Origin of the sequence: Paenibacillus forsythiae T98 (assembly GCF_000520735.1) — a bacterium.
GTDB classification, from domain to species: domain Bacteria; phylum Bacillota; class Bacilli; order Paenibacillales; family Paenibacillaceae; genus Paenibacillus_AQ; species Paenibacillus_AQ forsythiae.
This window is the reverse complement of record NZ_ASSC01000800.1, coordinates 1-12,092: the sequence shown is the minus strand read 5'-3', so window position 1 is coordinate 12,092 and position 12,092 is coordinate 1. Positions and strand designations below refer to the sequence as shown.

General features: G+C 56.2%; 10 protein-coding genes. 6 read left to right on the top strand and 4 right to left on the bottom strand.

Translation table 11 applies throughout. From position 1 onward, the window contains the following. The 3 genes from L692_RS0124600 to L692_RS0124590 all read left to right on the top strand — a co-directional run. On the top strand, positions 1 to 1,038 hold a 1,038-nt coding region (locus L692_RS0124600; protein WP_025702587.1), incomplete at its 5' end, for an extracellular solute-binding protein. A gap of 2 nt (positions 1,039 to 1,040) precedes the next feature. Then, a complete protein-coding gene (locus L692_RS0124595) occupies positions 1,041 to 2,048 on the top strand; it encodes an ABC transporter ATP-binding protein (protein WP_025702586.1) in 1,008 nt (335 codons plus the stop codon). Between the two features lie 17 nt (positions 2,049 to 2,065). Next, positions 2,066 to 3,775 (top strand): ABC transporter permease, encoded by a 1,710-nt coding sequence (locus tag L692_RS0124590; protein ID WP_025702585.1) that lies wholly within the window; start codon positions 2,066 to 2,068, stop codon positions 3,773 to 3,775. A 133-nt stretch (positions 3,776 to 3,908) separates the two neighbouring features. Here the strand turns inward: L692_RS0124590 and gntK are convergent, their stop codons facing one another. From gntK to gnd, 4 genes are all read right to left on the bottom strand, one after another. Continuing rightward, on the bottom strand, positions 3,909 to 5,453 hold the full coding sequence (gene gntK / locus L692_RS0124585) for a gluconokinase (RefSeq protein WP_025702584.1): 1,545 nt from the start codon (positions 5,451 to 5,453) through the stop codon (positions 3,909 to 3,911). 119 nt (positions 5,454 to 5,572) lie between these two features. Further along, positions 5,573 to 6,934 carry a GntT/GntP/DsdX family permease gene (locus L692_RS0124580; RefSeq protein WP_025702583.1) on the bottom strand — a complete coding sequence of 454 codons (1,362 nt, stop codon included), beginning with the start codon at positions 6,932 to 6,934 and terminating at the stop codon, positions 5,573 to 5,575. A 276-nt stretch (positions 6,935 to 7,210) separates the two neighbouring features. Beyond that, positions 7,211 to 7,882: a GntR family transcriptional regulator gene (locus L692_RS0124575; protein WP_025702582.1), complete on the bottom strand. Its 672-nt coding sequence runs from the start codon at positions 7,880 to 7,882 to the stop codon at positions 7,211 to 7,213. A gap of 131 nt (positions 7,883 to 8,013) precedes the next feature. Further along, on the bottom strand, positions 8,014 to 8,913 hold the full coding sequence (gene gnd / locus L692_RS0124570; protein ID WP_025702581.1) for a phosphogluconate dehydrogenase (NAD(+)-dependent, decarboxylating): 900 nt from the start codon (positions 8,911 to 8,913) through the stop codon (positions 8,014 to 8,016). 342 nt (positions 8,914 to 9,255) lie between these two features. Between gnd and L692_RS0124565 the strand changes: the two genes are divergently transcribed. From L692_RS0124565 to hisD, 3 genes are all read left to right on the top strand, one after another. After that, on the top strand, positions 9,256 to 10,461 hold the full coding sequence (locus tag L692_RS0124565; RefSeq protein WP_025702580.1) for an ATP phosphoribosyltransferase regulatory subunit: 1,206 nt from the start codon (positions 9,256 to 9,258) through the stop codon (positions 10,459 to 10,461). Positions 10,462 to 10,505: 44 nt separating this feature from the next. After that, positions 10,506 to 11,141, top strand: a complete 636-nt coding sequence (gene hisG, locus L692_RS30110) for an ATP phosphoribosyltransferase (RefSeq protein ID WP_036725431.1) — start codon at positions 10,506 to 10,508, stop codon at positions 11,139 to 11,141. Positions 11,142 to 11,279: 138 nt separating this feature from the next. Beyond that, on the top strand, positions 11,280 to 12,092 hold an 813-nt coding region (gene hisD, locus L692_RS0124555), incomplete at its 3' end, for a histidinol dehydrogenase (RefSeq protein ID WP_025702579.1).

Below are 12,092 nucleotides of genomic sequence, written 5' to 3'. Positions count from 1 at the left end.
AATAACGGAGCAACGGGAGGCACAACGCCGCCGTCCGATGCGGCCGCCGCTTCGGACGCGCCGGAGAACACGGCTTCGGCCAACGACAAGCTGATCGTGTACACCAATGCCAATTCCGACGGCCGGGGCGAATGGCTGATCGCGGAGGCCGGGAAAGCGGGCTTTGACATCGAGCTGGTCGGAGCGGGCGGCGCGGACCTGACGAACCGGCTGATTGCGGAGAAGAACAACCCGACGGCTGACATCGTGTACGGATTGAACAACATGCTCTATGAGAATCTGAAGAAAGAGAACGTCCTGACCCATTATGTGCCGAAGTGGGCGGGTGAAGTGGAGGAGGGGCTGAGCGATCCGGAAGGCTACTATCACGCTCTGGTGAAGCAAGCGATTCTGCTCGGCTACAACCCGGAGGCGTTCACGCCCGAGACAGCGCCGAAGGACTGGACGGACCTGTATCAGAACGATGCGTACAAGGGCAAGTATGAAGCGCCGACGTTGCTCGGACAGATGACGCCGCGTCTCGTCGTGGCGGGCATCCTGACCCGCTATACGGACCCAAGCGGCGATCTCGGCATCTCCGAGGAAGGCTGGAATGCAGTGCGGAAATTGTACGACAACGGCGTGTCGGCGGTCGAGGGGGAAGATTTCTACGCCAATCTGGCGAGCGGGAAGACGCCGCTGGGTGCTATCGTCTCCGGTACGCTCGCCAAGAAGGAAGAGCAGTATAAAGTCAAAGCGGGTATCGTCAGCCCGGAGATTGGCGTGCCCATGATCGTTGAGCAAGCGGCCATCGTGAACGGAACGAAGAAGCAGGCAACCGCCGAGCGGTTCGTGGATTGGCTCGGCTCAACCGAGGTGCAAGGCGCATTTGCCGCGCAGTTCAAGGCAATGCCGGCGAACAACCTAGCCTCCGGGCAAGCCGATCCCGCTGTCAAGGCGCTGTATTCCACGCTGAAGACGCAGCCTCTTGACTGGGCGTTCATGGCAGATCATATTGAGCAATGGGTTGAAAAGATCGAATTGCAGATCATGAAATAGCGATGATTACCTTTCGCGATCTTCAAATTCATTTTGATTCGTTTCATGCTGTCAAAGATTTGAATCTGCGCATTGAAGAAGGGGAGTTCTTCACCTTTCTCGGTCCGTCCGGCTGCGGCAAAACGACGATTCTCCGCAGCCTGGCCGGCTTCATCGCCCCTTCGGGCGGGAGCATTCTGCTCAAGAACCGGGACATTACCCATGTCCCGATTGAGCATAGGGGTATCGGCATGGTGTTTCAGAACTATGCGTTGTTTCCGACCATGAATGTGTACGAGAACATCGCCTTCGGCATGCGCGTCAACAAGGCGGGGAAGGCCGAGATCGACCGGGAGGTACGGGATATCGCCCGCAAGGTCGATTTGCAGGAGGAGCAGTTGTTCAAGAAAGTGTCCGAGCTGTCCGGCGGTCAGCAGCAGCGGGTCGCGATCGCCAGGGCGCTCGTCCTCAAGCCGTCCATTCTGGCGCTGGATGAACCGCTGTCGAACCTGGATGCCAAGCTGCGCGTGCAATTGCGCCATGAACTGAAGCAATTGCAGCAGCAGTTCGGCATTACAACGATCTATGTCACTCACGATCAGGAGGAAGCGTTGACGCTGTCCAATCGGATCGCCGTGTTCAACAGCGGCAATCTGGAGCAGGTCGGTACGCCGCAGGAGATATACAATCATTCCCGGACGGAGTTCGTCTGCAATTTCATCGGCGACATCAACCGCATCGAACCGGAGATGATCGCGGGCAGCCGCTTGCGGGAGAAGGTCGATCCGGGGAGAGCAGCCTATATCCGCAACGAGAAGGTGAGCATGCATCCTCTGCCGGGGGTGGACGCCGTACAGCTAAGGGGAACCGTGATCGAGCGGGAGTTCTACGGGCTGTACAGCAAATATGTCCTGCGGATGGCTGCGGGAGGCTTGCTGAAGACGATTGAGCAGGAGAGCGGACAAGCGCCGCGCCGGGTCGGTGAAGAGGCCTGGGTGTACATGAGAACAGGCGATATCATGCAGTTTTAGAGAACGGAGGCAGTGGGTTGTACGCACAAACATGGAAAGGCAGATTCAGGACCGTTCACCCGGCCGCGCTCGTCCTATACGGTCTGATCGCTTGGTTCATCGCGGCTTTTCTGATTTATCCGAATCTGAATATTTATTACCAGATCTTTTTTAAGGACGGCGTTTTCTCGCTGGAAGCAGTCGAGAAGCTGCTTTCGTCCGGGCGGGCGATGAGGAGCTTGTACAACAGCTTTCTGCTTGCGGTATCGCTGGTGGTTACCGTTAACGCCGTCGGCATCACGCTGGTGCTGTTCACTGAATATTTTGCCATCAAAGGGGCGAAGCTGCTGCGGTTCGGCTATTATACGACGCTGATCTACAGCGGGGTGGTTCTTGTGTCGGGCTATAAGTTCGTATACGGGGAGAACGGCTTCGTTACCAAGCTGCTGGCAGGCTGGTTTCCGAAGATGGACACGAGTTGGTTCCACGGCTACGGGGCGGTACTCTTCGTCATGACCTTCGCCTGCACGTCGAATCATGTGCTGTTTCTTGGTAACGCGATGCGGAAGATCGATTATCAAACCATTGAAGCGGCCCGAAATATGGGGGCGTCCACCTTCTATATTTTTCGCCGGGTCGTTCTTCCGGTATTGAAGCCGACTCTCTTCGCGTTGACCATCCTGATCTTCCTCACCGGCCTGGCCGCGACTTCCGCTCCCCTCATTCTGGGCGGCGTGGAATTCCAGACGATTACGCCGATGATTCTGACCTTCTCCAAAAGCATGACTTCGAGAGATCTAGCCGCGCTGCTGGCGCTTATCCTCGGCCTGGCGACCCTGATTTTGCTCACAGTGATGATCCGGCTCGAACGCGGGGGCCACTTCATGTCGGTCTCCAAAGTCAAGTCGGAGCTGGTCAAACAGAGGATCGCAAGCCGACTCGGCAACGCTGTGGCCCATACGCTGGCGTACGGTCTGTTCCTGATCTACATGATCCCGGTCGTGCTGATCGTCGTATTCTCGTTCACCGATGCCCACAGCATCGCCACCGCCACGCTCCGCCCGGGCAGCTTCACCCTGGACAACTACGCGCTGGTGTTCTCCAGTATGACGGCGTTCAAGCCCTATCTGGTGAGCATCGCCTACGCCGCAGCCGCATCGGTTGCCGTTGTGGCGCTGGCGTTGGCCGCTTCGCGTATTTTGCACAAATACAAGAACAAGTGGGCGACCGCGCTGGAGTATGCGCTGCTCATTCCGTGGATGCTGCCGGCGACGCTGATCGCCATCGGGCTGATTGTCACGTTCAACGAGCCGCGGGCGATCCTCGGCAATCTGGTACTGACGGGAACGGTCTGGATGCTGCTCATCGGCTACGTCATCGTCCACATTCCGTTCACGCTGCGGATGGTGAAAGCGTCCTTTTTCAGTCTGGACCCCAATCTGGAGGATGCCGCGAGAAGCCTGGGCGCTCGCACATTCTATACGTTCCGGAAGGTGCTGCTGCCGATCATCCTGCCGTCCACCATGGCTGTGCTGGCGCTGAACTTCAACAATACGCTGGCCGACTACGATCTGACTGTGTTTCTCTATCATCCGCTCTACCAGCCGCTCGGGATTGTCATCAAGAACAGCACGGACGCGCAGGCGCTGGCGGATACCCGGGCGCTGACGCTCGTCTATTCCGTCATCCTGATGGTGATGTCCGCAATTACCTTGTACTTCGTGTACGGAAAAAGCAGAAAGGGGTAGCGGAAAAGCCAGCGGCCCTACCCTTGTTCGGTGATGGTCAGTCCTAAATTTGGCGAATGCTGTTATGCGTCGCTTGAACAAATCCCTGCACTTTAGTGCAGGGTGGTTTAGTAGAGATTATGAAAGCTAAAAACTACTCCCCAGCCTGATCGCGCTGGAATTTGGCAATAGCCTCATAGCTGCTTTCCAGGCTGCGGAACAGGGAGATAAAAATGGGCAGCAGTTGCTTATATACGGTTGCGTCGGCAGGGTTCGGCAAATGGCGATGGGTCGTGCCAATCATGCCGAAGACGGCGTTCAGAGAGTCAATTCGCCCGGTGGCGTACAGACCGAGTACGACTGCGCCCAGGCAGGAGCTCTCGAAGCTCTCCGGAACGACAACCTCCTGGTCGAAAATATCGGCCATCATCTGCCGCCACAGGGCGGAGCGGGCAAATCCGCCGGTCGCCATAATCCGCTGCGGGCGGCCCATTTGCTCCTCTACCGCCAGCATAACGGTGTACAGATTGAAGATGACGCCTTCCAGCACGGAACGGATCATATGCTCCTTGTGGTGGTTCATGGTAAGTCCGAAAAAGGAGCCTCTGGCATCGGAGTTCCACAGCGGAGCGCGCTCACCGGTCAAATAAGGATGAAACAACAGGCCTTCGCTTCCCGCAGGCACATGCTCGGCAATCCGGGTGAGCACATCGTAAGGGTCGATGCCAAGCCGCTTGGCCGTCTCCACCTCCGATGCGGCGAATTCGTCCCTGACCCAGCGGAAGAGCATTCCGCCGTTATTGACGGGGCCGCCGATGACCCAGTGCTTCTCGGTCAAGGCATAGCAGAAGATCCGGCCCTTGGGGTCCACGATCGGCCGGTCAGCCACTGTGCGGATTGCTCCGCTTGTGCCGATGGTGGCGGCGACGACACCCGGCTCTATGGCGCCTACGCCGAGATTGGAGAGAACGCCGTCGCTTGCGCCGACGATAAAGGGGGTATCCGGCAAGAGCCCGATTTCTTTGGCTGCTTCTGGCAGCAGTCCGCGGGCGGCATGAGTCGTTGGGACAAGGCGGGATAGGCGGCTTTCGTCAATGCCGGCAATATTCAGCGCTTCCTTGTCCCACTCCAGCCGCTCCAGATTCATCATGCCGGTGCAAGAAGCGATGGAGTGATCCACGATATAATCCCCGAACAGCTTGAAGAAAATATACTCCTTGATGGAAATGAATTTATGAGCGGCTTCGAACAGCTTGGGCTGCTCCTCGCGCAGCCACATCAGCTTCGTAATCGGTGACATAGGGTGAATCGGCGTGCCTGTGCGCAGATAAAGCTCATGTCCGCCAAGCTCGTTCTTTAGCCGCAGCGTCTGCCCGGCGCTGCGGTTGTCGGCCCAGGTAATACAGTTCGTCAAGGGATGGCCGTCCTTGTCGACAGCAATAACGCTGTGCATGGCGGAGCTGAATGAGACGAACAGGACATCCTTGGCCTCGACTCCGCTCTGCCGTATAACGGCCGAAAGGGTGTGCATGACGGACCGGAAGATTTCCTCGGGGTCCTGCTCGGCGATGGACGGCGAGGGGGTATAGAGCGGATAGCCGTGATCCGCCTTGGTAACGATGGTTCCGTTCTCTGCGAACAGCACAGATTTGGTGCTTGTAGTTCCCATATCGACACCAATCATGTATTGAGTACTCATAACTCAGACCTTCTTTCTCAAAATGATGCGAAAGGGAGCCGGACTGATTCTCCCCCGCTAAAGAAGGATCAGGGCGGCATCCTCGCAATGACTTCGATAAATGCCTATCTTATATTGAATTATATGAAGACGCTCAAAATCAAGATGAAGATGAGGCCAATGACTGACAAGAGCGTCTCCATCACCGTCCAGCTCTTCAAGGTCTGGACGACGGACATGCCGAAGAATTCCTTGATCATCCAGAACCCGGCGTCATTGACATGCGAGAGGATGAGCGAGCCGGCGCCGGTCGCCAGAACGATAAGCTCGATAGGCGCGCCGGAGCTTACGGCAAGCACCGGGGCCACAATCCCGGCCGCCGTTGTCATTGCTACGGTTGCGGAGCCGGTGGCGACGCGGATCAGCGCGGCTACAAGCCAGGCGAAGAAGATCAGATTGACATGGGTCTGCGTTGCGAGCGAAGCGATGGCCCCGCCGACGCCGCTGTCAATCAGCACCTGCTTGAACGCTCCGCCGCCGCCGATAATCAGAATGATCGAAGCGGTCGGGGCGAGACATTCACTGGTGAAGCGGGAAACCTCCTCCTTCTTGAAGCCGCGGGCGAAGCCGAGCGAGAAGAAGGAGAAGACCGCCGAGATCAGCAGGGCAATGACTTCATGGCCGATGAATTTGGCGAATGGCGTAAATGCGTATACCGATTCGGGATCGAGAATATCGGCAATGGAGCCAATCAGCATCAGAATAACCGGCATCAGGATGGTCACAAGTGTAATGCCAAAGTTTGGAAGCGCCTTAACGCTCTTGGTGGCGAATTGCTCGGCCAACTCCGCAGGAGGCTGCACCTGAATGCGTTTACCAATAAATTTGCCGAACAGCGGTCCGGCGATAATAGCGGTTGGCAAACCGACGATGATGGAATACAGAATCGTTCTGCCCAAATTTGCGCCGTAAGCGTCAATGGCAATCATCGGCGCGGGATGCGGCGGGACAAGACCGTGTACGGTGGACAGACCGGCGAGCACCGGAATGCCGATTTGCAGCAGCGACATTTTGGTCTTGCGGGCAACCATGAAGACAACCGGAATAAGCAGGATGAGGCCAACCTCGAAGAACACGGGAATCCCGACGACAAAGCCGACGAGCATCATGGCCCAGTGAACCCGTTTTTCCCCGAACCGGTCCACCAGCGTAGTGGCGATGCGCTCTGCGCCGCCGGATTCGGCCATCATCTTCCCCAGCATGGTCCCAAGGCCGATGACGATAGCGATTGTGCCAAGGGTGCCGCCGAGACCGCCGGTGATTGATTTGATCAGCTTCTGGTATTCCATGCCGGCAAGCAGACCGAGAGCCAGCGCGGAAAGAAGCAGGGTGACGAACGGATTCCATTTGTATTTGGCAATGAGTGTAACCAGAAATACAATGACGAGCAATGTCCATACCAGCAGTGTCGCATTATGGCCAAGTCCGAACAAACTGTTCATGATACTCCCCCTTAAATAATGAATGCCGGATAGTCGAACGGCATCGAATAATTTCTATTTTCTTACTGTAAAGCGTTTTCAAACAAGCTTTTTTTGTTCATCAGTATACTTGTCGACAGGAAATGTCACATAATATACATATTTTGGAATATATTTTTTTGGAATTCAAGAGTATATGCGTTTTCAGCGGAGCTGAGTGATGCTTTAATCACAACAAAAACAACCGCTAAAGAAGGGTTTGGCAGCATCCTGGAGAGACTCCAATGAGAATTTTTCTTATGGAAGAGCGTGCCCAAGGGTCAGCATCGAATCGGCAAAATACTCCTGCACAACCTTGCGGATCTTCTCCGCATCCTGCGACCGCAGTCCGTCAACGATGCCCCGGTGCTTATCGGCGATCCAGTTCATGCGCTCTTCACCTTCGGCAAAGCCCTGTTCGGTTGTTACCAGGATGACGGTCATAACGATCTGGCGAATGCTGTTCCACAAATGAAGAATCCGGGTATGGCGGGCCTGAAGGACAATCGCTTCATGAAAAGAAAAATCCTGATAGGCAAATTCCACGTAATCGTTATATTTGACGGCCAGCTTCATCCGGTCAATCGTCTGCTCAAGCTGGTGAATCAACGCGTCCTGCGGGCTTCCCACAAGCCGCTGCTGGGCGAAGCTCTCAATGAGATAGCGTACGTCGTATAACTCTTTTACATTCTCAAGATTCAATCCGACAATTACGGCGCCCATCCGTTCCAACCGGATCAATCCTTCGGCGGCCAGGGATTTAAGCGCTTCCCGAACAGGAGAACGGCTCGTGCCGAATTCTTCGGCGATCCGGTTCTCCGAGAGCACCTCTCCAGCTTTAAGTTGTTCATTTATAATTTGCAGCCTCAGTCGGGAGGCGATAGACTCTCCAAGCGAGACGCCCTGCAGCCAGGCGGTAGGATACTGCATTTCACACGACTCCTCTGTGGACGATTTTGCTGTATGCCAATATTCGTTATTTACGATAATAGCACATATGCCCATCCGGGTTCTATGTATGAAAAGCAGTATTCCGGGTTGCTTTTTCGCCGAAGCGGGGGTTACTCTTCTTTAATGACAGCATGACCGCCAAATTCATTGCGCAGAGCGGCGACCACTTTGCCGTGGAACGTGTTCTCCTCCAGTGACCGGTAGCGCATCAGCAGGGAAAGCGCGATTACCGGCGTGCTGGCCTCAAGGTCAAGCGCCGTCTGCACCGTCCACTTGCCCTCCCCGGAGCTTTGCATAACTCCGCGAATGCCGGATAGCTTCGGATCTTTGGAAAAAGCGCTTTCGGTAAGCTCCATCAGCCAACCCCGAATAACGGAGCCGTTCGACCATACCCGGGCAACCTCCTCATAGTTGAACTGGAAGGGGCTCTTCTCCAGCAGCTCGAATCCTTCGGCAATCGCCTGCATCATGCCGTACTCAATGCCGTTATGAATCATTTTCAGGAAGTGGCCGCTGCCGCTTGGACCGGCATACAAATATCCATTCTCTACGGCAAGATCGCGGAACAGCGGTTCGACAGCGCCGAATACCTCGCGGTCTCCCCCTATCATAAAGCAGGCGCCGCGGGCCGCCCCCTCGGTTCCGCCTGAGGTTCCCGCATCGAAAAAATGAATCCCCGACCCGCCCAGCTTCCCGGCCCTGGCGATGGACTCCTTGTAGTGTGAATTTCCTCCTTCGATGACAATGTCCCCTTCATCCAGCACCTCGGAAAGCGTGTTCACAACACTGTCGACGGGGGCACCGGCGGGAACCATGACCCAAATGATCCGTGGACGGGGAAGCTGCGCGGCAAGCTCGGCTATGCCGGGGGCCCCAACGGCTCCAAGCCCTTCAAGCTGGCGGACAGGCTCCGGATTGAGATCGCTTACGATAACCTCATGCCCATGGCTCAGCAAATTCAAAGTCAGATTGTACCCCATCTTGCCAGGTCCGATCAGACCCAATTTCATTAAAGACCACCCCTTTAACCGTTTTCATAAATGCAAGTATACCTGTATACAACTTTTGTCTGTATCATACGCCGGAGGCCGCAATTTGTAAAGAGAAATTTGTAAGCGATTACTTATTCTTTTTTAAATAGATAGACCGAGCGAAAAAAAGCTATAATGGAAACTATAATAAGGAGTGCAATAGCGATTTGCAGGCTGGAATTGACGAAAAATAACATGTCATGGTACGATAGCAAAGTCGCTTTACTTTACTACCACTTTACCATAGTAAAGGAAATGAAGCTTCTTTTTACGAAGAATCTGTTGACTGACTTTCTACTAACCGATGAGGTGAATTTCAATATGTCCAAACCGAAGGGCTTCGAGAAGCCCATAGGCTTCCGGGATTACCTCCCGCATGCCGTGAGCAAGCTGCGCAAAATTGAAAATGATGTACTGAATTGCATGAATCAATGGGGTTATCGCCAGATTATGACGCCGACGCTGGAATTTTACGATACGGTTGGGGTTGCCAGTTCGACCTCGGACCAGAAGCTGTATAAGCTGCTGAATAACCGCGGCCAGGCGCTGGTGCTGCGTTCGGAGATGACGGCTCCGGTGGCCCGGGTTGTATCCTCGCTGCTTAAGGACGAGCCGTTGCCGCTGCGGTTGTCTTATCATGCGAACGTGTTTCGGGCGATTGAGGAGGAGGCCGGACGCGAGGCTGAGTTCTATCAGACTGGCGTCGAGCTGGTGGGGGACGATTCGCCGGAGGCCGACGCGGAGGTTGTGGCTCTCGCCATTGCATCTCTTCAGGCGGCGGGAGTGAGAACGTTCAAAATCGCCATGGGACACGTCGGCTTCCTGAACGGTCTGTTCCAGGAAGTGGCTCCGGGGCTGCCGGAAGTCCAGGAAGAGCTCAAAAACCATCTGCTGGACCGCGATTATGTCGCTTTCCGCGACTCGCTCAGTCTGCTGAACCTGACGGAAGAGCAAAAAGAAGAGATGGACGGGCTTCTGCGGCTGCGGGGCGGCAAGGAAATCTGCGGTCAGGCGCTGGAGCTTAGCCGGCATCCGCTTGCCCGCGCCTCGATTGAGCATCTGTGCAAGGTGTGGGAGGTTCTGGAGGCTTATGAAGTATCCGAGCATGTGCTGATCGATCTGACCATGGTTGGAGATTTCACTTACTATACGGGCATGACGTTCGAAGGCTATGCAGCCGAGCTCGGGTTCCCGGTATGCAGCGGGGGGCGTTACGACAATCTGCTGCAGCAGTTCGGCCGGTCGGTTCCTTCGACGGGCTTCTCGCTGAAGACGACCCGCATTCTTGACGGCGTTTCAGGAGTAGAGGAGAGACAAGAGCTGCCTACGCTTGTTCAGTATGACGCATTGCGGCGCAAGGAAGGACTGGAGCAGTCGGTGCGGCTGCGGGCCGAAGGCCGTGTCGTGGTAACGCGGCTGGTAACGAAGCCCGGCGAGTTAACGTCGGCCGATGCCGGTACGGATGCGGGCGGCAAGCGGTATGGAGAGATTTACACCTTTGTCTCTTTTGTTAAAGAGCGCAGTTGATCAATATTTTAGCCTATAAAAAATAGAAAGGCGGACATAAGCAAATGGCGCAGATACTTAAAGTGGCTATGCCCAAGGGCCGCATTTACAACAAGGCGGCGGAGCTGTTCCGCGCCGCGGGACTGCCGATTCCTCCGGAGGGCGAGGCTTCCCGCAAGCTGGTCATTCCGCTGCCTGAAGCGGGAATGGAGTTTATTTTGGCGAAACCGGTGGATGTGCCCACCTACGTGGAGTACGGAGCGGCGGATATCGGCATCGTCGGCAAGGATGTCCTGCTGGAGGAGAACCGGGATGTGTACGAGCTGCTGGACCTTGGCATTGCCCGCTGCCGGATGTCGATTATCGGCCTGCCGAACTGGGAGCCGGGCATTCACCAGCGCGTGGCGACCAAATATCCGAATGTCGCTTCCCGGTATTTCCGTGAGCAGGGGCAGCAGGTGGAAGTCATCAAGCTGAACGGCTCCATCGAGCTGGCGCCGCTGATCGGGCTTGCCGAGCGGATCGTCGATATGGTGGAGACGGGACAGACCCTGCGGGAGAACGGACTGGTTGAACAGCAGAGCATCTTCGGGATTACGAGCCGGCTTGTGGCGAATCGGGTCAGCTACCGGATGAAGAATGCGGAAATCCAGCAGCTGTGCGACCGATTGCAGGGCGTTATCGCCCAGCCGGCCCGGTAATTGAGCAATGCGCTGCTGCGAGGCGGCCATAGCTTGAGTGATTTTCCGGGATGAAGAATACGGGAGGCGTGAAGCGGGTAGCCCCAAGGGGGGGCGATCCGGCGCTATATGGCGATAGATATATAAGGAGGAAAACCAGTGAAGGTGCAATCCAGCAGGGATTTCAAGCTGCAGCGGGATGTCGATTACGGCACTCCCGAGCAGAACAAGGCCGTCAAGCAAATCGTGGCCGATATCAAACAGGAGGGCGACGCTGCCCTTTTCCGCTATACGGAAAAATTTGACGGAGCCCGCCTGGACCGTGACAACGTGCGGGTAACCCGGGAAGAGCTTCAGGCAGCCTATGAACACGTTGAGGAATCCTTCGTCTCGGCGATCCGGGCCGCAGCGGACAACATCCGCGCATTCCATGCCAGACAGAAGCGCAACTCCTGGATGGACCTGCAGCCGGACGGCACGATTCTCGGACAGATCATCCGGCCGCTTCAGCGCGTGGGCGTCTATGTTCCCGGAGGCAAGGCATCCTATCCTTCCTCCGTGCTGATGAACGTGATTCCTGCCCAGATCGCCGGGGTTCCGGAGATCGTCATGGTGACGCCGCCGGCGACAGGCGGGAAAGAAGGGATCGACCCTTACATTCTGGTCGCCGCAGCGGAGGCGGGCGTGAATGAGATTTACCGTGTCGGCGGCGCTCAGGCGGTTGCCGCGCTGGCCTTTGGCACGGAGTCCATCGCGCCGGTCGATAAAATTTGCGGACCGGGCAACATTTACGTCGCGCTGGCCAAGCGCGAGGTGTACGGCGCCGTCGATATCGACAGCATCGCCGGACCGAGCGAGATCGTCGTGCTGGCGGACGACACCGCCGAACCGGCTTATATTGCCGCCGACCTGCTGTCGCAGGCGGAGCATGACGAGATGGCATCCGCCATTCTCGTAACGCCTTCGCAGCGT